The organism is Micromonospora sp. NPDC002575 (genome assembly GCF_042889525.1).
GTDB lineage: Bacteria > Actinomycetota > Actinomycetes > Mycobacteriales > Micromonosporaceae > Micromonospora > Micromonospora carbonacea.
In genome coordinates, this window is record NZ_JBIARA010000012.1 from 238,178 (window position 1) to 262,361 (window position 24,184).

The 24,184-nt window shown below is 72.7% G+C and carries 18 protein-coding genes, 1 tRNA gene and 1 pseudogene; 11 read left to right on the forward strand and 9 right to left on the reverse strand.

All coding sequences use genetic code 11. From position 1 onward, the window contains the following. Positions 1–138: 138 nt before the first annotated feature. From ACFYWL_RS19690 to argS, 5 genes are all read right to left on the reverse strand, one after another. Complete coding sequence (locus ACFYWL_RS19690; protein ID WP_386974614.1) at positions 139–3,390, reverse strand: efflux RND transporter permease subunit; 3,252 nt, start codon at positions 3,388–3,390, stop codon at positions 139–141. A gap of 162 nt (positions 3,391–3,552) precedes the next feature. Beyond that, complete coding sequence (gene thrC / locus ACFYWL_RS19695) at positions 3,553–4,602, reverse strand: threonine synthase (RefSeq protein WP_386974616.1); 1,050 nt, start codon at positions 4,600–4,602, stop codon at positions 3,553–3,555. Between the two features lie 174 nt (positions 4,603–4,776). Beyond that, complete coding sequence (locus ACFYWL_RS19700) at positions 4,777–6,084, reverse strand: homoserine dehydrogenase (RefSeq protein ID WP_282328548.1); 1,308 nt, start codon at positions 6,082–6,084, stop codon at positions 4,777–4,779. An 8-nt stretch (positions 6,085–6,092) separates the two neighbouring features. After that, positions 6,093–7,478, reverse strand: coding sequence for a diaminopimelate decarboxylase (gene lysA / locus ACFYWL_RS19705; RefSeq protein ID WP_386974618.1), 1,386 nt, complete (start codon positions 7,476–7,478; stop codon positions 6,093–6,095). A 114-nt stretch (positions 7,479–7,592) separates the two neighbouring features. Next, positions 7,593–9,257: an arginine--tRNA ligase gene (gene argS / locus ACFYWL_RS19710; protein WP_386974620.1), complete on the reverse strand. Its 1,665-nt coding sequence runs from the start codon at positions 9,255–9,257 to the stop codon at positions 7,593–7,595. Positions 9,258–9,357: 100 nt separating this feature from the next. Between argS and ACFYWL_RS19715 the strand changes: the two genes are divergently transcribed. The 5 genes from ACFYWL_RS19715 (at position 9,358) to ACFYWL_RS19735 (ending at position 13,710) form a co-directional block, all read left to right on the forward strand. Next, the gene (locus tag ACFYWL_RS19715; RefSeq protein ID WP_386974622.1) at positions 9,358–10,173 is read left to right on the forward strand and encodes a DUF3105 domain-containing protein; all 816 of its coding nucleotides are present in this window, start codon (positions 9,358–9,360) and stop codon (positions 10,171–10,173) included. A gap of 34 nt (positions 10,174–10,207) precedes the next feature. Further along, a complete protein-coding gene (locus ACFYWL_RS19720) occupies positions 10,208–10,885 on the forward strand; it encodes a DUF305 domain-containing protein (protein ID WP_386974624.1) in 678 nt (225 codons plus the stop codon). Between the two features lie 191 nt (positions 10,886–11,076). Then, entirely contained in the window at positions 11,077–11,769 is a 693-nt protein-coding gene (locus ACFYWL_RS19725) for a winged helix-turn-helix domain-containing protein (protein ID WP_386974668.1), read from the forward strand. Positions 11,770–11,835: 66 nt separating this feature from the next. Continuing rightward, positions 11,836–11,907, forward strand: a tRNA-Arg gene (locus ACFYWL_RS19730). A gap of 1,530 nt (positions 11,908–13,437) precedes the next feature. Beyond that, the gene (locus tag ACFYWL_RS19735) at positions 13,438–13,710 is read left to right on the forward strand and encodes a hypothetical protein (protein WP_386974670.1); all 273 of its coding nucleotides are present in this window, start codon (positions 13,438–13,440) and stop codon (positions 13,708–13,710) included. Here the strand turns inward: ACFYWL_RS19735 and ACFYWL_RS19740 are convergent. Further along, on the reverse strand, positions 13,637–14,425 hold the full coding sequence (locus ACFYWL_RS19740; protein WP_386974626.1) for a helix-turn-helix domain-containing protein: 789 nt from the start codon (positions 14,423–14,425) through the stop codon (positions 13,637–13,639). The genes ACFYWL_RS19735 and ACFYWL_RS19740 overlap by 74 nt on opposite strands. Positions 14,426–14,568: 143 nt before the next feature. On the opposite strand from ACFYWL_RS19740, the gene ACFYWL_RS19745 reads away from it, so the two are divergent. Next, the gene (locus ACFYWL_RS19745; protein WP_386974628.1) at positions 14,569–15,324 is read left to right on the forward strand and encodes an SDR family NAD(P)-dependent oxidoreductase; all 756 of its coding nucleotides are present in this window, start codon (positions 14,569–14,571) and stop codon (positions 15,322–15,324) included. 225 nt (positions 15,325–15,549) lie between these two features. Here ACFYWL_RS19745 and ACFYWL_RS19750 read toward each other — a convergent pair whose 3' ends face one another. Continuing rightward, on the reverse strand, positions 15,550–16,296 hold the full coding sequence (locus ACFYWL_RS19750) for an SDR family oxidoreductase (RefSeq protein ID WP_386974630.1): 747 nt from the start codon (positions 16,294–16,296) through the stop codon (positions 15,550–15,552). 133 nt (positions 16,297–16,429) lie between these two features. Between ACFYWL_RS19750 and ACFYWL_RS19755 the strand changes: the two genes are divergently transcribed. The 3 genes from ACFYWL_RS19755 (at position 16,430) to ACFYWL_RS19765 (ending at position 19,020) form a co-directional block, all read left to right on the forward strand. Continuing rightward, positions 16,430–16,993 carry a TetR/AcrR family transcriptional regulator gene (locus ACFYWL_RS19755; protein WP_386974632.1) on the forward strand — a complete coding sequence of 188 codons (564 nt, stop codon included), beginning with the start codon at positions 16,430–16,432 and terminating at the stop codon, positions 16,991–16,993. A gap of 68 nt (positions 16,994–17,061) precedes the next feature. Next, the gene (locus ACFYWL_RS19760) at positions 17,062–17,748 is read left to right on the forward strand and encodes a TetR/AcrR family transcriptional regulator (RefSeq protein WP_386974634.1); all 687 of its coding nucleotides are present in this window, start codon (positions 17,062–17,064) and stop codon (positions 17,746–17,748) included. A gap of 105 nt (positions 17,749–17,853) precedes the next feature. Next, positions 17,854–19,020, forward strand: a complete 1,167-nt coding sequence (locus ACFYWL_RS19765) for an FAD-dependent oxidoreductase (RefSeq protein ID WP_386974636.1) — start codon at positions 17,854–17,856, stop codon at positions 19,018–19,020. Between the two features lie 61 nt (positions 19,021–19,081). On the opposite strand, the gene ligD is transcribed toward ACFYWL_RS19765, so the two are convergent. Together ligD and ACFYWL_RS19775 are read right to left on the reverse strand one after the other, a co-directional pair. Beyond that, positions 19,082–20,047, reverse strand: a complete 966-nt coding sequence (gene ligD / locus ACFYWL_RS19770) for a non-homologous end-joining DNA ligase (RefSeq protein ID WP_386974638.1) — start codon at positions 20,045–20,047, stop codon at positions 19,082–19,084. Positions 20,048–20,174: 127 nt separating this feature from the next. Continuing rightward, positions 20,175–20,957, reverse strand: a complete 783-nt coding sequence (locus ACFYWL_RS19775; RefSeq protein WP_386974640.1) for an isocitrate lyase/phosphoenolpyruvate mutase family protein — start codon at positions 20,955–20,957, stop codon at positions 20,175–20,177. 189 nt (positions 20,958–21,146) lie between these two features. Here ACFYWL_RS19775 and ACFYWL_RS19780 point away from each other — a divergent pair. After that, positions 21,147–21,683, forward strand: a pseudogene (locus ACFYWL_RS19780) (TetR/AcrR family transcriptional regulator); the annotation flags it as partial. Positions 21,684–21,822: 139 nt separating this feature from the next. Continuing rightward, positions 21,823–24,054, forward strand: a complete 2,232-nt coding sequence (locus tag ACFYWL_RS19785) for an MMPL family transporter (protein ID WP_386974642.1) — start codon at positions 21,823–21,825, stop codon at positions 24,052–24,054. The last annotated feature ends 130 nt before the right edge of the window (positions 24,055–24,184 follow it).

A 24,184-nucleotide genomic window follows, 5' to 3' on the forward strand; every position in this document is an offset into this window, starting at 1 on the left:
GCAGGCCACCCGGAGCGGCCCGATACCGTCAGTATGCGACCTCTGACTCACCGTACCCGGTCGGATGCCCGACGCGGCCGGACGCGCGAACGCCCCCGCCGGAGTGGGACCCGGCGGGGGCGTTCGCGGTCGCGGCGGCTACTCGGCCGGCGGCGGCAGCGGCGACTGCCGGCTCTTCGGCAGGCGCAGCACCTCGAACTGGTCGGTGCCGTCCACCAGGGCCGCCGACGGCGCGGGCCGGGCGGCAGCGGCCGGCGCGGCGGCGGGCACGGGCTCGCCGGCCGGCGTCGGGCCGTCGCCGGTGGGCTCCGCCGGCGGTACGCCCCGGCGGCGCTGGCGGCGGGCCCGCAGCGACTCCTTGGTGTTCTCCACCATCGTGTACAGGGTCGGGACCAGGATCAGGGTGAGCAGGGTGGAGCTGAGCAGGCCACCGATCACCACGATCGCCAGCGGCTTGCTGATGAAGCCGCCCTCGCCGGTCAGGCCGAACGCCATCGGCAGCAGCGCGAAGATCGTCGCGACGGCCGTCATCAGGATCGGACGCAGCCGACGCCGGCCGCCCTCGACCACCGCCTCGCCGACGCCCATGCCCTGCGCCCGGTACTGGTTGATCAGATCCAGCAGCACGATCGCGTTGGTGACCACGATGCCGACCAGCATCAGCACGCCGATCAGCGCCGGCACGCCCAGCGCGGTGCCCGTGGCCAGCAGCAGCCCGATCGCGCCGGTCGCCGCGAACGGCACGGAGATCAGCAGGATCAGCGCCTGGGTCAGGCTGCGGAACGTCGCCACCATGATCAGGAACACGATCGCGATGGCCGCGAGCACGGCCAGCCCCAGGTCGGCGAACGCGTCCGCCTGGTCGGCGCTGACGCCGCCGATGCTCATGGTCGCGCCGGGGACCTCGATGGCGTCCAGCTTCTTGCGCAGCTCCTCGGTGGTCGCGCCGAGGTTGGCGCCGGTCGCCGTGCCGGTGACCGTGACGCTGCGCTCCCCGTCGATGCGGGTCACCTGCTGCGGCCCCTCGGCCTGGGTAATGTCGGCGATGTCGTCCAGCTTGACCGGGCCGACGCGCAGCCCTCGCAGCTCCTCCACCGTCAGCGGCGGCTGCGCGCCCGAGCGCAGCACCACGTCCTGCTGGCCGCCCTCGACGGTGACCTGCCCCAACGGGGTGCCCCGGTAGACCTGGGCGACGAGCTGCCCGACGGCCGCCTCGGTGAGCCCCGCCCTCGCCGCGGCCAGCCGGTCCACGGTCACGTCCACCCGCGGCACCCGCTCGGCCAGGCTGGTCGAGACGTCCTCGACGTCGGCCGTGCCGGCCATGGCGGCCCGCGCCTGCTCGGCCGCCCGGACCAGCACCTCGGTGTCGGCCGCCTGGACGACGACCTCGATCTGGTTGGTCGACCCGCCGGCCTCGGCCCCGCCGAAGCTCAGCTCGCCGACGGAGGCGCCGAGGGAGTCGAACTCGCGGCGCAGCACCCGCTTCACCTCGGCGACATCGGTCTCGCCGTCGAGCGTCACGGAGAAGGTGGCGGCGTTGTTGCCGCCGCCGCCCCCCCACGGCTGGTCGCTGCCCCCGGCGCTGACCTGGTACGTCTCGACGCCCTCGGCCCGGTCGAGCACCGACTCGACCTGGCGGGCCGCCTGGTCGGTGGCGGCCAGCCCGCTGCCGGCCGGGAGCTGCTGGGTGATGGTCAGGGTGTCCTGGCCGGAGTCGTCCAGGAAGTTGGTCTTCAGCGCGCCGGAGAGGACGAACGTGCCGAGCAGCACCACCAGCCCCAGCCCGACCGTGATCCAACGGGTCCTCCGGGTGCGGGTGGCAAACCCGATCACCGGAAGGTAGCCCCGCTGCAAGGGGCTGCGCAGCTCCTTCTCCTCGGCGGCCAGGCGCGCGGCCTCGTCGTCCGCCCCGCCCTGCTTCGGCTTGAGGAACCAGTAGGCCAGCACCGGAATCACCGTGAGCGAGACCAGCAGCGAGGCGAGCAGGGCCACCGTCACGGTGATCGCGAACGGCGCGAAGAGCTGCCCGACGAAGCCGCCGACCAGCGCGATCGGGGCGAACACGGCGACCGTGGTCAGCGTCGACGCGGTCACCGCGCCGGCCACCTCGCGGACCGCCGCGAGGATCGCCTGCCGCTTCGGCTCGCCGTACTCCAGGTGGCGTTTGATGTTCTCCAGCACGACGATCGAGTCGTCGACCACCCGGCCGACCGCGATGGTCAACGCGCCGAGGGTGAGCAGGTTGAGCGAGTAGTCGCCGATCCAGAGCGCGATGAGCGCCACCAGCACCGACAACGGGATCGACACGGCGGTGACCACGGTGGAGCGCACCGACAGCAGGAAGACCAGGATGACCACGACCGCCATGACCAGGCCCAGCAGGCCCTCGGTGGTGAGGCTCTCGATGGACTTCTCCACGAACGGGGCCTGGTCGAACACGACGGTCAGCTCCGCGCCGGAGGCCGAACGCAGGTCGGCGAGGCGGTCGCGGATCTCGTGGGAGATCTCGACGGCGTTGCCGTCCGGCGCGGCGGTGACGGCGATGCCGAGGCTGTCCCGGCCGTTGGTGCGGGTGAACGAGGTGGGCGGGGCGAGCTGCTGCTCCACGGCCGCCACGTCGCCGAGCTTCACCGGGGCCGCCTTGGGCGCGGTCGGGGTGAGCACGATGCCCTTGAGGTCGTCGACGGAGCGGATCGGCGTACCCACCTGGACGGTGAGGGCCCGCGATCCGTCGCTGACCGCGCCGGCCGGCACGGCGACGCCGTTGGTCTTCAGGGCCGTGCCGATGGCGGTCGGCGCGAGCTTCGCGGCGGCCAGCTTCGCCGGGTCCGGGGTGACCGTGACGACCTGCTGCCGGGTGCCGGTCACGGCGACGGTGCGGACCCCGTCGATCGCCTCCAGCTCCGGCACGACGGTGTCACGCAGCCGGTCGGCCAGCGCCCGCTCGTCGCCGCCGCCCGACGCGGCGAGCACCACGGCCGGGAGGTCGTCGGTGGTGCCGGTGAGGACCTGCGGGTCGACGCCCTCGGGGAGCTGGCTGTCGATCCGGTTCAGCGCGGTCTCCATCTTGTTGACCACGTTGTCCAGGTCGGTGCCGAACGTGAACTCCACCTGGACGGTGGCCGAGCCCTCGCGGGAGGTGGAGGTGACCTTCTCCAGCCCGGGAATGCCCTGGATGCTGTTCTCGATCGGCTCGGTGACCTGCGACTCGACGATCTCGGGCGCGGCACCGGGGTAGACCGCCACGACGAACGCGCCCGGAAACTCCAGCGACGGCAGGAGTTGCTGCTTCAACGACGGCACGGCGAACAGGCCGAACAGCGTCGTGACCAGCGCGATGAGGGCGACCAGCCCTCGGTTGGCGAGGCTGAATCTGGCGAGCAGCGACATCGGCGTGGCTCACTCCTGGGAAGAAAAGGCGGGACAGCTCGGTAACGAAGAGTGTGCCCGATGCAATCATCCCGTCCGGGCCAGGGGTCGCGTCGCCCCGCCCCGGCGGCGTGTCGCGCCCGCCGGCGGGGGCGGGAGGTGGACCGCCGGGCCGGCGCGGGGTCAGGCCAGATCGAGGGAGCGCGCGGCGGCGAGGGCGTCGTTGCCGATGGTGATCGGGGCGGGGGCCGTGGAGATCGCCCACTCCGGGTCCTTCAGGCCGTGCCCGGTGACCGTGCAGACGACCGTCGAGCCGGCCGGCACCTTGCCGGCGGCGGCCTGCTGGAGCAGCCCGGCGACGCTGGCCGCGCTGCCCAGCTCGACGAACGCGCCGACCTCGCGGGCCAGCAGCCGGTAGGCGGCCAGGATCTCCCGGTCACTGACGGCGGCGATCAGGCCGCCGGAGGCGTCCCGGGCGTCGACGGCCTTCGTCCAGCTCGCCGGGTTGCCGATCCGGATGGCGGTGGCGATGGTCGACGGCTCGTGCACCACCTGGCCGGTGACGATCGGGGCGGCACCTGCGGCCTGGAAGCCGTACATCTTCGGCGCCTTCGTGGCGTTGCCGTCGCGCAGGTCCTCCGAGTAGCCCATCCAGTAGGCGGAGATGTTGCCGGCGTTGCCGACCGGCAGGCAGTGGATGTCGGGCGCGTCGCCGAGCGCCTCGACGATCTCGAACGCGGCCGTCTTCTGCCCGTGCAGGCGGTCGGGGTTGACCGAGTTGACCAGCGCGACCGGGTAGTCCTGGGCGAGCTTGGCGGCCAGCGCCAGGCAGTCGTCGAAGTTGCCGGTGACCTGGAGCAGCCGAGCCCCGTGCACCAGCGCCTGGGCCAGCTTGCCCAGCGCGATCTTGCCCTGCGGCACCAGCACGGCGCAGGTGATCCCGGCGCGGGCCGCGTACGCCGCGGCGGAGGCGCTGGTGTTGCCGGTCGAGGCGCAGATGATCGCCTTGTCGCCGTGCTCGACGGCCTTGGAGACCGCGACCGTCATGCCCCGGTCCTTGAACGAGCCGGTCGGGTTGGCCCCCTCGACCTTGAGGTAGACGTCACAGCCGAGCCGGGCGGAGAGCACCGGCGCGGGCAGCAGCGGGGTGTTCCCCTCGTGCAGGGTGACGACCGGGGTGGCGTCGGTGACCGGCAGCCGGTCCCGGTACGTCTCGATCAGACCCCGCCACATGTCGCTCTCCTCACCTCTACCGCCCCGCCGACAGACCGGGCACACCCAGCGTGGACCAGCCCTGCCGGCCGGCCCACGCCGCACCTGAGCGTAACCACCAGGCGAGACGCGAGCGCGCACGCAGCGGCGGGCGCGCCGCCCGGCGGGGCGAGCAGGGACGGCGGACCAGCCGCGTCAGGCCCCGCCCTCGACCCGCAGGACGCTCGCCACCGACCGCACGATGTCCAGCCCGCGCAGCTCCTCGACCGTGGCGGCGAGCGCGGCGTCCGGCGCGACGTGGGTGACGATGACCAGCTCGGCGTCGCCGGAGCCGGCCGGGCCGTCCGCCGAACCCTGCCGGACCGTGGCGATGGACACGTCGTGCCGGGCGAACACCCCGGCCACCGCCGCGAGCACGCCCGGACGGTCGGCCACGTCGAGGCTGATGTGGTAGCGGGTCAGCGCCTCCCCCATCGGCCGCACCGCGAGATCCGCGTACGCCGACTCGCTGGGCGCGCGTACCCCGGCGAGCCGGTTGCGGGCCACCGCCACCACGTCGCCGAGCACGGCGCTGGCGGTCGGCGCGCCGCCCGCGCCCCGGCCGTAGAACATGAGCTGCCCGGCCGCCTCGGCCTCGACGAACACCGCGTTGAACGCGTCGCCGACGCTGGCCAGCGGGTGGGTCAGGGGGATCATCGCCGGGTGCACCCGCACGCTGACCGTCTCCCGGCCGGCGGCGTCGCGGCCCCGGGCGGCGATGCAGAGCAGCTTGATCGTGCACCCCATCGCCTTGGCGCTGGCGACGTCGGCGGCGGTGACCTCGGTGATCCCCTCGCGGTGCACGTCGGCGGCGGTGACCCGGGTGTGGAACGCCAGCGAGGCGAGGATCGCCGCCTTGGCCGCCGCGTCGAAGCCCTCCACGTCGGCCGTCGGGTCGGCCTCCGCGTAGCCCAGCTCGGTGGCCTCCTCCAGGGCCTCCGCGAAGCCGGCGCCGGTGGCGTCCATGGCGGAGAGGATGAAGTTGGTGGTGCCGTTGACGATGCCGGTGACCCGGTTGACCCGGTCGCCGTGCAGCGAGTCGCGCAGCGGGCGCAGCAGCGGGATGGCCCCGGCGACCGACGCCTCGTAGTAGAGGTCGGCGCCGCCCTCGGCCGCCGCGTCGTGCAGGGCCGGGCCGTCCTCGGCGAGCAGCGCCTTGTTGGCGGTGACCACGCTCTTGCCCGCCCGCAGCGCCTCGACGAGCCAGCCCCGGGCCGGCTCGATCCCGCCGACGACCTCGACCACCACGTCGACGTCGTCCCGCTTGATCAGGCCGAGCGGGTCGGTGGTGAACAGCGCCTCGTCGACCGGCAGGTCGCCCCGGTCCCGGCCGAGCCGGCGCACGGCGATGCCGGCGATCTCCAGGGGCGCGCCGATGCGGGCCGCGAGGTCGGCCGACTGCTCGTGCAGCAGCCGCACCACCTCGCTGCCGACCGTTCCGCAGCCGAGCAGCGCCAAGCGCACAGGTGAGATCATCCGACGTCCAATGCGAGCAGGTCCTCTTCCGTCTCCCGCCGGACGATCAATCGCGCCCGGCCGGCGCGCACCGCCACCACCGCGGGGCGGGGCACGTGGTTGTAGTTGCTGGCCATGCTCCGGCAGTAGGCGCCCGTCCCGGGCACCGCGACAAGATCTCCGGCCTGCACGTCAGCGGGCAGGAATTCATCCTTCACCACGATGTCCCCGGACTCACAGTGCTTTCCCACCACGCGGGCGAGCAGCGGCTCGGCGGCCGAGGCCCGGGAGGCCAGCGTCGCCGAGTACGAGGCGTCGTAGAGGGCGGTGCGGATGTTGTCGCTCATCCCCCCGTCCACGCTCACGTAGGTGCGCAGGCCGTCGACGTCCTTGACCGTGCCGACCTCGTAGAGCGTGAACACCGCCGGGCCGACGATGGCCCGGCCGGGCTCGATGGACAGGCGCGGCACGGCCAGCCGCTCGGCGGCGCACTCCCCGTCGACGATCTTGCGCAGCCGCTTGGCCAGCTCCTGCGGGGTCGCCGGGTCGTCCTGGGTCGTGTACGCGATGCCGAAGCCGCCGCCGAGGTCCAGCTCGGGCAGCTCGACGCCCCGGGCGTCGCGGATCTGCGCCTGCAGGGCGAGCACCCGGCGGGCGGAGACCTCGAACCCGCTGGCGTCGAAGATCTGCGAGCCGATGTGCGAGTGCAGGCCGCGCAGGTCCAGCACGCCCTCGTCGACGACCTTGAACGCGGCGGCGGCAGCCGCCCCGCCGGCCAGCGAGAAGCCGAACTTCTGGTCCTCGTGCGCCGTAGCGATGAACTCGTGGGTGTGCGCCTCCACGCCGACGGTGACCCGGATCAGCACGCCGGGGCGGACCCCGCGCTCGCGGGCCAGCGCGGTGAGCCGGTCGATCTCGGTGAACGAGTCGAGGACGATCCGCCCCACCCCCGCGTCCAGGGCCCGGGTCAGCTCCGCCACCGACTTGTTGTTGCCGTGGAAGCCGATTCGCTCCGCCGGCATCCCGGCCGACAGCGCGGTGGCCAGCTCGCCGCCGGTGCAGACGTCGAGGAACAGGCCCTCCTCGGCGATCATCCGCACCACCGCCCGGCACAGGAACGCCTTGCCCGCGTAGTAGACGTCGGCGTCGGGGAAGGCCGCCCGGAAGTCGCGGCAGCGCGAGCGCAGGTCGTCCTCGTCGAGCACGTACACCGGGGTGCCGAACTCGGCCGCGATCTCGCGCACGCCGAGCCCGCCGACGGCGAGCGCGCCGTCGGCGGCCCGGGTCACCGTGCGCGGCCAGAGCGGCGGCACCAGGGCGTTGACGTCGACCGGGGTACGCAGCCACGCCGGCCCCCGGCTGCCGATGTCGCCGTGCAGCGCACCGGCCTCGTGCGCCCGCATCAGCAGTCTCCGCTTCGCGACTGCGGGGCTCGCAAGCTCACTCCTCGCGCTCGCATGCACCGGTCTCCGCTTCGCGACTGCGGGGCTCGCAAGCTCACTCCTCGCGCTCGCATGTCACATCCTCTCCGGGGCGGACACGCCGAGCAGCCGCAGCCCGTTGGCGATCACCGTGCGGGTGGCGTCGTTGAGCCAGAGCCGGGCCCGGTGCAGGTCGGTGACCTCCTCGTCGCCGCGCGGCAGGATCCGGCAGTTGTCGTAGAACCGGTGGTACGCCCCGGCCAGCTCCTCCAGGTAGCGGGCCACCCGGTGCGGCTCCCGCAGCTCGGCGGCGGTGGCGACCACGGCCGGGAACTCGGCGAGCGCCTTGAGCAGGTCGTTCTCCTTGTCGTGGGAGAGCAGCTCGGGGCGGAACGCCTCGGCGTCGCCCCGGGTCAGGCCCACTTCGGCCGCGTTGCGGCCCACGCTGGCGGTGCGCGCGGCGACGTACTGCACGTAGTAGACCGGGTTGTCGCGGGTGGCCCGGGTCCACAGCTCCACGTCGATGTCGATCGGCGAGTCGCTGGAGTAGCGGGCCAGCGCGTACCGGGAGGCGTCCACGCCGATCGCGTCGACCAGGTCCTCCAGGGTGACCACGGTGCCGGCCCGCTTGCTCATCCGCACCGGCTGCCCGTCGCGGACCAGGTTGACGAGCTGGCCGATCAGGATCTCCAGGTTGACGGCCGGGTCGTCGCCGAAGCAGGCGGACATCGCCTTCATCCGGCCGATGTAGCCGTGGTGGTCGGCGCCCAGCATGATCACCACGCGGTCGAAGCCGCGCTCGCGCTTGTCGAGGTAGTAGGCGCAGTCGGCGGCGAAGTACGTCCACTCGCCGTTGGACTTGCGCAGCACCCGGTCCTTGTCGTCGCCGAAGTCGGTGGTGCGCAGCCAGGTGGCCCCGTCGGCCTCGTAGAGGTGGCCCTGCTCGCGCAGCCGGGCCAGGGCGTGGTCCAGCTCGCCCCGGTCGTGCAGGTCCTTCTCGTTGAAGTAGGTGTCGAACTCCACCCCGAAGTCGCGCAGCGAGGACCTGATCTCCTCGAACATCAGCTCGACGCCCTCGACCCGGAACACCTCCTGGGCGGCGGCGTCGTCCAGCTCCAGCACGTCGGGCCGGCGGCTGCGGACCTCGGTGGCGATCTCCGCGATGTACGCGCCGCCGTAGCCGTCCTCCGGGGCGGGCTCGCCCTTGGCGGCGGCCAGCAGGGACCGGGCGAACCGGTCGATCTGGGAGCCGGCGTCGTTGAAGTAGTATTCCGTGCCCACGTCGGCGCCGGTGGCGCGCAGCAGCCGGCTCAGCGCGTCGCCCACGGCGGCCCAGCGGACCCCGCCGATGTGCACCGGGCCGGTCGGGTTGGCCGAGACGAACTCCAGGTTGATCTTCTGGCCGGCGAGGGCCGTGCCGGTGCCGTACGCCGGGCCGGCCTCGACGATCGACCGGGCGAGCTGGCCGGCGGCGGCGGCGTCGAGCCGGATGTTGAGAAAGCCCGGCCCCGCGATCTCCACCGACTTGACCCCGGGGGCCCGGCCGAGCTGCTCGGCGAGCGCCGCGGCCAGCTCCCGCGGCGGCACGCCCACCTTCTTGCTCAACTGGAGGGCGAGCGTCGAGGCGTAGTCGCCGTGCTCCGGGTTGCGCGGTCGCTCGACGGCGGTGCGCCCCGGGAGCGCGGAGCTGTCCAGGCCCCGGTCGGCGAAGACTGCGTGGGCTGCGGAGAGGACGACCTCGGCCAGTTCTGCGGGAGTCACCGAACCATGTTATCGGGGGTAGACTCGGTCACTCGGCGGCGACCCTGCGCGTGAAGACCGGCCCGCCACCCACTCTGACCGACCGACCTGACGAGGCACGATGAGCATCAGCACCCCGGGCGGCCCGGAGCGCCGTCCGACCGTGGTCACCACCGGCAAGAAGCCGGCGGCGGGCCGGCCGGCGCCCGGCGCCAAGGCCGGGGCCGGCAAGTCGACGGGCGACGCCCCACGCCCCTCGGCGGGCGGCAAGGGCAAGGGCCCCCGCAAGCCGATCGCACCGGTGAAGGTGAGCCAGGGCCGCTCGTGGGGCCCGATCGCGCTGTTCACCGCAGTCGGCGTGCTCGCCGTCGCCATCGTCGGCTTCGGCGCCTGGGCGACGTTCCAGGGCTCGAAGCCGTGGGAGGACCGGGCGGCCGACATCAGCGGCATCGTCAACTTCCGCAAGACGGACCCGGATCTGGTCAAGGGCAGCAACCACCAGCAGGGCTCGATCAAGTACGCGCAGTCCCCGCCGGTGGCCGGCCCGCACAACGCGACCTGGCAGAACTGCATGGGCGACGTCTACGACGCCCCGATCGCCAGCGAGCACGCGGTGCACAGCCTGGAGCACGGCGCGGTGTGGATCACCTACCGCCCCGACCTGCCGGCCGACCAGGTGGCCAAGCTCAGGGAGCGGGTCCAGGGCCAGGAGAAGCTGATGCTCAGCCCGTACGAGGGGCTGGACAAGCCGATCTCCCTCCAGGCGTGGGGCTACCAGCTCAAGGTCGACAACGCCGACGACAGCCGGATCGACGAGTTCATCAAGACGCTGCGGGTGAACGCCTCGATCGAGGGCCCCACCGCCAACTGCGGGCAGCCTGGCATCACCGCCACCGGCACCACGCCGCGTGACGGCGCCCAGATGCCCACCCAGTGATCCGGGCCAGTCACCACCGAGGACGAGGACGCCGATGACCGCACCCACGACGACGGAACCCGACACGGCCGAGGCCCCGGCGACCGGCGACGCCGGCGCGGCGACGGGCGCGCGCCGGTTCGGCACGCTGGCGGTGGTCGCCGCCGTCGTGGTCGGCCTCCTCCTCGGGTACGCGGGCGGCCTGCTCACGCCGAAGCTCACCCGCCCGGGTGACGCGTCGGCCGAGGCGGGCTTCGCCCGGGACATGACCACCCACCACGCCCAGGCGGTGGAGATGGGGCTGATCGCGTTCCAGCAGGGCACCGACGCCGAGGTGGTCAGCATCGGAGGCGACATCGCCACCGGCCAGCAGGGCGAGATCGGCACCATGCAGACGTGGCTGCGCTCCTGGGGCCTCGACCCGACCGGGTCGCAGCCGCGGATGGCGTGGATGCCCGACGGCGCGGCGTCGATGAAGAACGGCCTGATGCCGGGGATGGCCACCCCGGAGCAGATGGCGAAGCTGCGGGACACCCCCCGGGGCCGGGAGAAGGACGTCCTCTTCCTGGAGATGATGATCCAGCACCACCTGGGCGGCGTCCACATGATCGACGGCATCCTGGACGTCAGCGACGATCCCGAGGTCGTGCGGGTGGCCCAGACGATGAAGAACACGCAGCAGACCGACCTGACCAATCTCACGGCCGCGCGCGACCGGCTCACGAAGGGCTGATCCGCCGGGCCCCGGCACCGGGAGGCCCGCGCCCCGCCGAACCCGGCGACGGCGCGGGCCTTTCCCGTGTCCGCTCCCGTGCCCGCCGGCGAGTCATGTCCGTTTAGCGGCAATCCGACCCTTTGGCGGATTGAGAGAGTTTTCTACCCACATATCGTGACCAGTTGCGATTCGAGCTCGTTGCGCAGGACGTGGGGGTTGCACTCAGAGACGCACGGCGGTCGGTCACCAGCTGGTGCCGACGCCACACCATCGGCGGTGACGGGACGGTGGCAGCCGTCCGTCGCGGACAGCGGCAGGGCGAGCCGGGAGCCCTCAGCCGCGAACAGGAACTGGAGCTGATCGACGTCCTGCGCGGCGTCCACCCCGACGAGTTCGGCCTGGACGAGGAGCTGTGGACGCGGCAGAGCCTCACCACGCTCGTCCAGCGCCGCTTCGACCCCCGGGCCGACGCGGGCGCCGTCGGGGCGTACCTGCGGGCCTGGGGTCTGGGCCCGCGCGAGCCGCGCGAGCGCGCCTGCGGGCTCTGCGTCGGCGCGGTCGAGCACTGGGTACGCCTGGAGTACCCGGCGATCACCCGGGCCGCCCAGGAGCACCTCGCCGAGGTCTACTGGCTCGGCCGGGTGCGGCTGCGCGGCACGATGCCGGCGGCCGACGTGGTCTCCGCCGTGTCGTCCCGGGGCCGCGTCCGCTTCATGATCACCACGCCGTCGGTCGACCCGCCGCTGCCCCGCGACTTCGTGCTGCGGCTCAGCGGGGCCGAGGAGAACCCGGTGCACCTCATCGTCGACGGCTCCTGGCCGAAGAACGAGTGGCCGCGCCGGCTGCCCCGGCGGATCGTCCTGCACCCGCTGCCGAGCTGCGGACGGGCCATCGCGGCCTGACCCGCCGGGGCCGGATACCGATTCGGCGTTCGGTGGGGACGTTTGCTAGTCTTCTCCCGTCGCTGAGCCCCCGTAGCTCAGGGGATAGAGCACCGCCCTCCGGAGGCGGGGGCGCAGGTTCGAATCCTGCCGGGGGCACACTTGCTAGGGAATCTTTGACTAGCGCGAAAAGGCCACTGACCAGGGCAGACCCGGTCAGTGGCCTTCATCGTGTGTCCGGCTGTGCCCGGCCGTCAACGGCCCTTGGCGGGTGCCTGTGCCATATGCGTGCCAACGTTCGGCACGGGCTCAGTCGTGGCCAAGGGCCCGCTCGATGCGCCGCCGCATTGCCTCATCGCCCCCGTCGAGGCACTCGGCGTAGATCCGAAGCAGCACCTCGACCGACCGCCCGGCCCACTCCGCTACCTGAGTCGGCGGCACCCCCGTTGAGGCCAGGTCGACACGGCCGCGTGCCGCAGGTCGCACGCGCCCGGGCCAGCGGAGAGGCGTACGCCTCGGGCGTGAACCCGGCCGCGCGAGTCCAGATAGCGTGGGTTGTGATTCTTCTGGGGTAATGGCCCACCGAGAGAGATTTGATCATCCCCAAGAGTGATCAGCATCCCGCATCCTGCCCGCGCCGGCAGCCAGCGCGCCGCATGCAGCCCAGCCCATCGCGCGACAGAGGGTGATCACGCAAACGCCGCGCGGGCAGGAGTGCTGCTTCCCGATAATCAGGTCACTAAGGGGTGACTATTGGGCTGTCAAGACTGAGGGTGACATTTCCAGCACTGTCGAATGCCTTGAATCTTGCCTTGTAGTAATCAATAAACGGGTTGTCGAACGGCTCCCACTCGTACACCACCGGGGAGGACTTCGTAGAGCACTGTTGAGCACTCGTTGACAGATACTCATCCTGCTCAGCGCCATCGTATGCGACGAGGTACACGCGATAATAGCTGCAACTTCCAGTTTGGTATGAATTTAGTCTGGCATAGCCATGGACTGACTGCGCACTAGGATAGGCACAGACCTCGTACACGTACCAGTTGCCAAAGACATACGGTTGCCTACAGCCTCCGCCCGACCCGGCGGCAGAGGCAGGAGTGGGCGTCATGGTGATTGAAAGAAGGGCAGCGCCAAGAACTGCCGACATCTTTCTCCGAATGTTCACTGAAAGTTCCTCCTCGGGGCAACACGATCGCCGCGGCGGCTGCTTTCCGGTGAAAGTAGTCGCTTCCGATGGATCTCGCTGCCCGCCCGATCAAATCACCCAATTGACCCAAAGCGACACGAGGCACGCTGGCGCGGGGTGGATCGCCAAGGAGGTGCAGCAAGTGGGGGCCGAATACGTGTCGAAGTGGCCTTGCCTCTCCTGTCCTTCCGGTGTTTGGCCAGGTCACACGCATATGTCGTACGGGTAGGACACATCCCTCCCGAGGCGGGGGCCCAGGTTCGAATCCTGCCGGGGGCACACTTGCTACAGAGTTTGAAGGGTCAGAGTTAGGGCGAGGTCGGTGCGGCGTGTCGACGTGACGGTGGCCGATGGCTTACGTATCTGGTTCGGGTGCGCTATCCCGATGGTGGTGGGCTGACGGCTGAGGGCCGTGCCCGTCGTGAGGCAGTGCGGTTGCAGGCGGCTGCGTTGTTCGGTCAAGGCGTGCGGTGCCGGAGATCGCCAGACGGTTGCGGGTGTCGCACAACGCTGTCTACGTGTGGCGGCGGCGGTGGCGGGCCGACGGTGAGGTCGGGTTGGCGTCGAAGGGCCGTCAGGGTCGGCGTGCCTGCTCACCGACGAGCAGTTGGGTCAGCTTGCCGCCGCGTTGGAGCAGGGGCCGGCCGCGCACGGTTGGGTTCAACGCGTGCCTCGAAGCTTTTCGAAGCCGTGCCTTCAAGCGATCGGAGCGTAGATCACGACCCAGTGGTTGCTCTCGGTGTCGTGCAGGATCTCGCTCTGGAAATTGAGCCGGCCGCGGGTGGGATGGTGAAGCCGCTTCACGCCGGATCGGGCGGCGGTGACTTCGCCCCGCTCCCAGTGGCTGCGGAAGCCGGCGCTGGTCGCGGCCAGCTCCACCTGCAGCGACCGGAGGTAGTCGTCGTCCGGGTAGCGGCCCATCGCCGCGCGGAGCTCGGCCGTGGCCCAACGGGCGTAGTGGTGGGCACCCTCGTCGCCGAGCACGCGCCGTGCGACGGCGTTGAAGCCGTGGTGCACGATGTTGCGGCGGAAGCGGCCCGCACCGGGCAGCGGTCCGAGGAGCTCAGCGGCCGCGGCGTTGCGCGCCACTACGTCCAGCCGCCCGTCATGCACCGTGACGGGCACCGTGTCATCGAGGTGGTGCAGCATCCGAAGGAGTCCCGGCCGGTTCGCGCTGTCGCCGGCCATCGGCTCGGGCGGCACCTCACCGGCGAGACGGAACAGATGGTCCCGCTCGGCGCCGGTCATGCCCGAGGCCCGGGCCAGCGAGCTGAGGATCTCCCGCGACGGCCGCGGCGCCCGGCCCTGTTCCAGGCGGGTGTAGTACTCGACCGAGATCCCAGCAGCCTCGGCGAGCTCCTGGCGGCGCAGCCCGGGAACGCGTCGCCGGGAGGCACGGCTCCCGACCGGCTGCTCGGGTGCCTTCATCGTGGCCCGCCGATAACGCAAATACGCTCCAAAGTCCGCCCTGATCCTCGTCTGCATGGCTTCCATTGTCCCGACCCGCCCGGCCGTTGCCTGGCCCTGCCAGGACCAGGCTCAGCCTGGTCTTCCTCCCGCTCGGCGCGATGCCCATGCTCGTAGACGTAAGCCCCGTTCCGACCGCCGCATCGAGAGGCAGGATCATCGTGCCCGCGAATCGCATCGCTCTGGTAACCGGAGCCAATCAGGGTATGGGCCGGCAGGTCGCCAAGAAGCTGGCCGCCGACGGCGTCGCCGTCTACGTCGGTTCTCGCGACCTGGCCCGGGGCGAGGAGGTGGCTGCCCGGATCGGTGCAGGCGCCACCGCGCTGCGGCTGGACGTGACCGACACGGCATCGATCGCCGCGGCCGCGGATCAAATCCGGACGGAGGCCGGCCGGCTCGACCTGCTCGTCAACAACGCCGCAATTTCGACCACGCGAACCGGGCCGTTCGCCATGGTCGACCGCCGCGCCCTGGCGAGGGTGAGCACGGCGCCGCTCGACGAGGTGCGGGGCGTCTGGGAGGTGAACGTCTTCGGCGTCCTGGCGGTGTACCAGGCCATGCTGCCGCTGCTGCGTCAGTCCCCGGACGCCCGCATCGTGAACGTGACGAGCGCGCTGGGCTCGCTGACACTGGCCGCCGACCCGCGCAGCGGGCTCCGCTCGTCCTTCGAGCCGATTTACTCCGCCTCGAAGACTGCGCTCAACGCCGTGACGCTGGCGATGATGATCGAGCTGGAGGGGACCGACATCAAGGTCAACCTCGTCTCGCCGGGCTTCGCGCGCACCGCTTTGGTGAACTTCGAGGGGACGGAGTCCGTCGAGGACGCCGCCCGCGAGATCGTTCGGGTGGCCTCGCTCGGCCCGGACGGCCCGACCGGCACGTTCACCACCTGGGACGGCGTGCCGCTGCCCTGGTAAGGCCGTCAGTAGGGCTGCGCGTGGCCCGAGCGGCGTACGCACGAGCGGGGGCTGTCAAACGAATGGCTCTGTCTCACATTCGGTGGTGACGGAGGGTGCTGCTACGTGGGGAATCTTCGACCAGCACGAAAAGGCCGCCGACCAGGGGAAACCCGGTCAGCGTCCCGACCCGATGCGCCGTGAACGCGTAGCCGACCTGCCCTGCGCCCTCACCGTGGCGGCTGCTCAGTCCTGGATCGTCGGCCGGATCGTCAGCGACCCGATCTCGACGTCGTGCGGCTGCTCCAGGGCGAAACACACCGCCCGGGCGACGGCGACCGGATCCAGGCCAAACGCGCGCATCCCCGCTTGGATCTGTTCACGGGAGACCTCATCCATGCCATCGGCGAGCTCGGTCCGGACGAAACCAGGCGAGATCTCCGTGGTGCGGACGACCCCGTCCGTCGACTCGGCCCGCAGCGCCTCCATCACCGTGCGGGCGGCGTTCTTCGTCGCCGCGTACACGCCCATGGTCGGAGAGATCTTGATCCCGGACGTCGACACGACCGCTACGACGTGTCCGTGCCCCTGTCGGCGGAACACCGGCAGCACGGCGGTCAGACCATGCAGCAGCCCACGGAGGTTGACGTCGACCATCGCGTTCCAATCCGCGGCGTCCCCGTCCTCCAGACGCGCCAGTCGCGCGACGCCCGCGTTGCTGACGAACGCGTCGATGCCGCCGAAGGACCGCACCGACTCGTCGACGAGCGCCTGCACGCTGTCGGCGTCCGAGACGTCGACGGTGATCGCCGTCGCCCGCGCGCCGCCGTCGCGCAACACGGACGCGAGCGCCGCGATCCGGTCCGTACGCCGGGCCGCCAGCACGACGTTCGCGCCACGTTGCGCCAGCAGTTCCGCCGTCGCCAGGCCGATGCCGCTGCTCGCTCCCGTGACGACGATCGTCTTTCCCTGCAGAGCTGCGCCGTCGTGCACCAGGGTCCCCCTCCAGTAAAGTGACACGTGTCCGCTTCTGAGCGTAAGCGGACACGTGTCCGATTGCAAGGAACTCACACGCGAGCGATCGACGTGCGCCTGGAACAGGCGGCACCGAACGACCGGAGGACCCATGGCCGATGCCGGAACCGAGCCGGGGCGACGCCTGCGCGCCGACGCGGAGGAGAACCGGCGACTACTGCTGACTGTCGCCCGGGCGGCCCTGGACGCCGACGGCGACGCGACGATGAAAGCCGTCGCCCGCGCGGCCGGCGTCGGACAGGGCACCCTCTACCGGCACTTTCCCACCCGAGGCGCCCTGCTCGTAGCGGTCTACAAGGACGAGTTCGCGGACCTGCTCGCCGCGTCCGAGGCGCTCGCCGCCGCGCACCCTCCGGTGGAAGCGCTCCGGGCGTGGCTGGACAACCTCGCCGCCTTCGGCCGGAAGAAGCGCGCCCTGGCCCACGTGCTGGACGCCGCCACCCAGGCCGGCCTGCACCAGCAGCAGTATGACGAGACCTTGTCCGCGATCGACGCCCTGCTCTCGCGAGGGATCGCGTCCGGCGACATCCGCGAGGACGCCCGCCCCGAAGACCTGATCACCCTCGCGAGCTTCCTGTGGCACCTCGAGACACCAGGCGAGCGTCGCGTCTCCAGACTCCTCGACCTTGTCGTCGACGCCTTCCGGAGTCGCTAACGCAGAAGGCCACGTCGGCCTGCGGGCGCGCCTTGCGGCTGACGAACACGTTCGTTACGATCGCGTTCATGAGCCCTCGGCGCGTTCCCGTGAGTCGCCGCGACCGCCCCGCCAAGCCGCCGCTGAGCAGGGACGGCGTGGTGGGCGTCGCCCTGCGCGTCATGCGCGAGGAGGGCCTGGAACGGGTCACCATGCGCCGGCTGGCGGCGGAGCTCGACACCGGCCCGGCGTCCCTGTACGTCTACGTCGACAACCTGGCCGAGATGCACGCCGCCCTACTCGACGCGCTGATCGCGGACCTTCCGCTGCCGTCCGGCGACGACGCCGGTCACTGGCGCGCGGACGTGATCGGCCTGCTCGACGCGTACACCCGGATCCTGATGGGTTATCCGGGCCTGGCCCGGTCGGCGCTGGTGCTGCGCCCCTCCGGGCCGCACTACCTACGGCTGGTCGATGCGGTGCTGGGCCTGTTGCACGCGGGCGGCATCCCCGTGCGGCAGGCGGCATGGGGCGTCGACCTGCTGTTGCAGCACGCCACGGCCACGGCCGCCGAACAGGGCACCCGGCACGAGTCGGCCGACGGCGAGGGCGAGGCACGCCAGCAGGTGTCGGCCGTGCTCGACGCCGATCCGGCCGACCATCCCCACCTCCACCGCGCCCGCGGCGAGCTGTTCTCCGGCACGGGCGAGCAGCGGGTGCGGTGGGCGTTCGGCACACTGCTCGACGGCCTCGCCGCCGGCCGGGGCGGCGACTGACCTCCCCCGGCCGCGCGGGCACCTTTCCATGACCACGTCGAACGCGTTCGTCAGGAACGCGTTCGTCGACCGGAACCAGCAACACCCACACCTGAAGGAGACCCCGTGCGCACACCAGCGATCGGCATCGTCGGCGGCGGACTGGGCGGCCTCACGCTCGCCCGCGTCCTGCACGTCCACGGCATCCCCGCCACCGTCTACGAGCGGGACGCCGCACCGGACGCCCGCACCCAGGGGGGCATGCTCGACATCCACCAGCACGACGGCCAGGTCGCCCTGCGGGCCGCCGGCCTGCACGAGGAGTTCCTGCGCCTCGTCCACCCCGGCGGGCAGGCCGTGCGCGTGCTCGACCGGCACGGCACCGCGCACCTGGACGAGGCCGACGAGGGCGACGGCGAGCGCCCCGAGGTCAACCGGGGCCACCTGCGCAGGATGCTGCTGGACTCCCTGCCCGAGGGCACCGTCCGCTGGGGCGGCGGGGTCACGGCCGCCCGCGCCCTCGGGGACGGACGGCACGAGCTGAGCCTCGCCGACGGCGGCACCGCCACCGTCGACCTGCTCGTCGGCGCCGACGGCGCCTGGTCCCGGATCCGACCGCTGCTCTCCGCCGCCACGCCCGCGTACTCCGGGTTGTCGTTCGTCGAGATCACCCTGCGCGACGCCGACCGCCGGCACCCGGCGCACGCCGCGCTCGTCGGGCCCGGCATGCTGTTCGCCCTCGGCCCCGGGCGGGGCTTCCTGGCCCACCGGGAGACCGATGGCAGCCTGCACGTCTACGTCGCACTGCGGGTGCCCGAGGACCGGCTCGCCGGGGTCGACCACGCCGGCGCGGTCCCGGGACGCCGGCGGCCGGGCGACGACCCGGCCCGGTCCTTCCTGCTCGACCAGTTCGCCGGCTGGGCACCCGAACTGCGGGCACTGATCACCGACGCCGACGCCCCCCTGGTCCCGCGCGCCATCCACGCCCTGCCGATCGGGCACCGCTGGGACCGCGTGCCCGGGGTCACCCTGCTCGGCGACGCCGCCCACCTCATGTCGCCCTTCGCCGGGGAGGGCGCCAACCTCGCCATGCTCGACGGCGCCGAACTCGGCCGGGCCCTCGCCGCCCACCCCGACGACGTCGAGGGCGCGCTGGCCGCGTACGAGCAGACGGTGTTCCCGCGCGCCGAGGAAGCCGCCCGGGAAGCCGCCGCGAACCTGGAGATCTGCTTCCGCGACGACGCACCGCACGGCCTCGTCGACCGCTTCGCCGCGTGGGCCGAGGCCCGCTGACGGCCGCCGCCGGCCGGCCCGGGCCCGGCGGTGGGGGCGCCACCCTCCGGCCGCCCGGCCGCTACGGCGACTGCGCGGCGCGGCGGGCCCGCGCCCGCCGGCGGCCCTCGTGCATCGCCTGCACGCGGGCGGCCGGGATGCCCCGCCCCTGCTCGACCAGGTCGGCGGGGAGGCGCTGCGGCGGCGGCAGCAGCCCCGCCCACGGGTCGCGGTCGGCGACCAGCGCGGGAACGGTCCGCACGGTGAAGTCGGCGGGGGCGACCGCGTCGAGGACATCCCAACCCACGGGGTACGACACGGGCAGCCCCGGGCGCAGCCGGGGGCTGAAGGCGGCCACCAGGCTCGCCCCGCCCGCCCGGGTCGAGTCGACGAACACCCGGCCGCCCCGGTCCTCGCGGATGAACGCGGTGGTGGCGAGCGCCGGGTCGAGCCGCTCGGCCCGGACGGCGAGGGCGCGGGTGGCGGCGGCGGCCTCCTCGGCGCTCGTCGCCCCGTCGACCGGGACGAGGACGTGCAGCCCCTTCGCCCCGCTGGTCTTGACCGCACCGGCGAGCCCGGCGTCGGTGAGCGCCTGCCGGACCAGCCGGGCGGCGGCCACGGCCACGCCGAAGTCCGCCCCCTCCGGCGGGTCCAGGTCGAGCACCAGGTGGGTCGGGTGCCCCGGGCGGTCGGCCGTGGCCAGGGTCGGGTGGTATTCCACCGCGCGCTGGTTGGCGAACCACAGCAGCGTCCGCCGGTCGTCGCAGAGCGCGTACGACACGTCGCGGTGGGACGCCTCGGCCCAGACCGACGTGCGGCGTACCCAGTCGGGGGTGTACTTCGGCAGGTTCTTCTGCATGAACGACGCCTGCCCGCGCAGCACCCGGATCACCGACAGCGGCCGGCCCCGCAGCCACGGCAGCAGCCGCTCGTGGACGGCGTCGAGGTAGTCGACCAGGTCCCGCTTGCTCGCCCCCGCGTCGGGGGCGATGGGCTGGTCGAGGTTGGTCAGCGGCACCCCGTCACGGGTCTGCTCCGCGCTGCTCATCCCCCCACCCTCGCGCCCCGCCGGCCGCCAGGCAACCGGAACGGGTCCACCGGGCGGGCGGGCCGGCTGGCCGGCTGGTTAGGAAGGGACCCTTCCTATACCGAAAGCGTTAACAGGGGGCCCTTCCTTACGCGTACGGGTTGGCGCCGGAGCGGACGGCGTCGAGCAGGCCGGCGATCCGCGCCTGGCTGACCCGGTACGGGCCGGGGCCGAAGCTGACCCGGGACACGCCCAGCCCGGCCAGCTCGGCCAGGCTCGGCCCGCCCGGCTTGAAGCCGACGTTCACCGGGGCGTGCACGGCCGGCACGAGTTCCGCGATCCGCTCCGGCTCGGCGAGGAAGATCGGGTAGACGCAGTCCGCCCCGGCGGCCCGGTAGAGCCGCCCCCGGCGGATCGCCTCGGCGGTGCGGCCGTCCGGGTCGCCGGCCCCGCGCAGGTAGAGGTCGATGCGGGCGTTGAGCACCAGCGGCACGCCGGCCGCGTCGGCTGCCGCCCGCACTGCGGCCAGCAGGTCGGCCTGCTCCTGGGCGTCGTACAGCGCGCCGGTGCGTGGGTCGGAGTCCTCCAGGTTGCACCCGACGACCCCGGCGGCGAGCATCCGCTCGACCAGCTCGGCGGGGCTCAGGCCGTATCCCCGCTCCAGGTCGGCGGTGACCGGGACGGGCACGGCGCGCACGATCCGGGCGACGGCGGCGAACATCTCCTCGACCGGGGTGGCCTCGCCGTCGGCGTACCCGAGGGACTCGGCGACGGCGGCGCTGCTGGTGGCGACGGCGGCGAAGCCGGCCGCGACGACCGCCCGGGCCGAGCCGGCGTCCCAGGCGTTGGGCAGCACCAGTGGGTCGCCGGGCTTGTGCAGGGCGCGCAGCGCGTCCGCGCGCTCGACGGGAGTCGATGGGTTCTCGGTCATCCCCGCATCATGGCAGTCCCGGGGCGGCCCCGGTTCTTCGAGCGGGCCGTGTCCGGCGTCGCTCGCGGGCCGGTTCCGGTGACTCTCCCCAACGGACGTGGCTGTGGCCAACGCCACCCGATTCCTCTGACCGATCGGTCAGGGTCTGACCGATCGGTCAGGCATGCTGGTGGGCGGGAGGTGGCCGGCATGGCGCGGGCGGTACCGGAGACACACGCGGAGATCCTCGCGGCGGCGGGACGGCGGTTCGCCGTCACGGGGTACAAGGGCACCTCGTTGCAGGACATCGCCCGCGAGGTCGGCGTCTCGAAGGCCACCGTGCTCTACCACTTCGCCAACAAGGAGGCCCTGCTCTGCGAGCTGATGGCCCCGGAGCTGGCGGCGGTGGTCGAGCTCGGCCAGCGGATCGCCGGGCTCGGCGGCGACCGGGCCCAGCGAGTGGCCGCCGACGGCTTCGTCGACCTCGCGGTGCGCTTCCGCCGGCAGATCGCGCTGCTGCGCGGCGAGTTCCCCGTGCTGCTCCAGCAGCCGGCCTTCGCGCACGTGCAGCAGATCTCCGAACGGCTGGTCGCGGCGTTCGCCGGCCACTCGACCCACCCGGCCGCCCGGGTCTCCGCCCTGGTCGTGCTCGCCGGGATCGCCGAGACCTGCGGCGAGTTCGACGACCTCGGCGACGACGAGCTGCGCGACGCGCTGCTCGGCCTGGTCCGGCGCGCGCTGGTGCCGCCGACCGACCCGCCGCAGGCCGGCCCGCCGCAGGCCGATCCGACGCCGCCCGGTCGACCCGGCGGCTCACCCCGCGACGACTCCACCACCACGTTTTGACCCACGACAGACTCCACCCACGACCGAGGACAAGGATCTGATGGCGACCCTGTTGTACCGGCTCGGCCGGGCCTCGCTGCGCCACCGGCGGCTCGTCGCCGTCGTCTGGCTCGTCGTGCTCGTCGGCCTCGGCATCGCCGCGGCGACGCTGCGCGGCCCGACGGCGAGCAACTTCACCATGCCCGGGACCGAGTCCCAGCGCGCGATCGACCTGCTCGCCGAGCGGTTCCCGGCGGCCAGCGGGGCCACCGGCACCATCGCCGTGAAGGCGCCCGCGGACGGCCAGCTCGCCACGCCCGAGGGGCAGGCCCTGGTCAAGCAGGTGACCCAGGAGGCGGCCACCCTGCCCGGGGTGGTCGGCGCGGTCGACCCGTACCAGTCCCAGGCGATCTCCCCGAACGGCCGGTACGCGCTGATCCAGGTGCAGTTCGCCGGCCGCGCCGACGACGTCACCGACGCCCAGCGCGACGCGTACGAGAAGGTGGGCGCGCAGGCGGAGGCGCAGGGCTGGCAGGTCGCCCCGGGCGGCGAGGTGCTCGGCGGCGAGCCGGAGGTCGGCTCCACCGAGGCGCTGGGCGTCCTCGTGGCGGCGATCGTCCTGGTCATCACGTTCGGGTCGCTGGTCGCGGCCGGGATGACCATGCTCAACGCGCTGATCGGCGTCGGCGTCGGCATGGCCGGCCTGTACGCGCTCTCCGGCGCCATCGAGCTGACCAGCACCGCGCCCATCCTGGCCCTGATGCTCGGCCTCGCGGTCGGCATCGACTACTCGCTGTTCATCACCTCCCGCCACCGCCAGCACCTGATCGAGGGGCTGTCCCCGGAGGAGGCGGTCGGCCGCGCCGTCGGCACCGCCGGCTCCGCCGTGGTGTTCGCCGGGGCCACCGTGGTCATCGCGCTGGCCGGTCTCGCCGTGGTGGAGATCCCGTTCCTCACCGTCATGGGCCTGGCCGCCGCCGGCACGGTGACCGTCGCCGTGCTCGTCGCCATCACCCTCGCCCCCGCGCTGCTCGGCTTCGCCGGCAACCGGGTCCTCCCCCGCCGGCTGCGCCGGGCCGGGAGCACCGCAGCCGCCGCGCCGGCGAACGGCGTCGCCGCCGGTGAGCACACCGGACCGGAAGGGGCCGGGGCGTCCGCCGAGGACCGGTCCGGTTTCGGCTTCCGCTGGGCCCGCCTGGTCACCCGGCTGCGCGTACCGGTGATCCTGGTGGCCCTGCTCGGCCTGGGCCTGCTCGCGGTGCCCGCCCCCGACATGCGGCTGGCCCTGCCGGACGCCGGCACCGCCGCCGCGGGCTCGCCGGCCCGGGTGAACAACGACCTGGTCCGGGAGGGTTTCGGCCCCGGCTTCACCGGCCGCCTCGCGGTGCTCGTCACGTCCGGCTCCCCGCAGGCCACCGCCGCCGCGGCCCCGCAGGTCGCCCGGCTGGTCCAGGCCACGGACGGGGTGCTCGCGGTGGCCCCGCCGCAGACCGACCCGACCGGGCGGACCGCGCTGCTCGGGGTGATCCCCCGCAGCGGCCCGACCGACGAGGCGACCGAGGAACTGGTGCACGACATCCGCCGCCAGGTCGCCGGCGTCGCCGGGGCGGACGTGCTGCTGACCGGCGCGACCGCGATCGGCATCGACGTGTCGGAGAAGCTCTCGGACGCGCTGCCGGTCTACCTGCTGCTGGTCGTCGGCCTGTCGATCCTGCTGCTGATGCTGGTGTTCCGGTCGATCCTGGTGCCGGTCAAGGCGGCGCTGGGCTTCCTGCTCACGGTCGCCGCGACGTTCGGCATCACGGTGGCGGTGTTCCAGGAGGGGACGCTGGCCGGGCTGGTCGGCCTCGACACCCCGGGGCCGCTGGTCAGCTTCCTGCCGATCCTGCTCATCGGCATCCTGTTCGGCCTGGCCATGGACTACGAGGTCTTCCTGGTCTCCCGGATGCGGGAGGACTACGTGCACGGCGACACGGCGCGCCAGGCCACGATCAACGGCATGGGCCACGGCGCGCGCGTCGTCACCGCCGCCGCGCTCATCATGATCTCGGTCTTCGGCGGCTTCGTCTTCCTCGACGACCCGGTGATCAAGTCGATGGGCTTCGCGCTCGCCGCCGGTGTCGCGATCGACGCCTTCGTGGTGCGGATGACCATCGTGCCGGCGGTGATGTCGCTGCTCAACACGGCGGCGTGGTGGATCCCGCGCTGGCTGGACAAGCTCCTGCCCAACGTGGACGTCGAGGGCGAGGGCCTGCGCACCCACCTGGCCGAGAAGGAGCCGGCCCGCGTGTGAGCGGTGCAAGGAGGGGCCCCCTGTTAACGCTTTCTGCTTGGGGTCTAGCGGTCCTCGCAACGCCTAGTTCTTCTGGGGGTTGCGAGGACCGTGGTCGTTTCCGCTGAGGTCAAGGCAGAGTTCTTCCGGA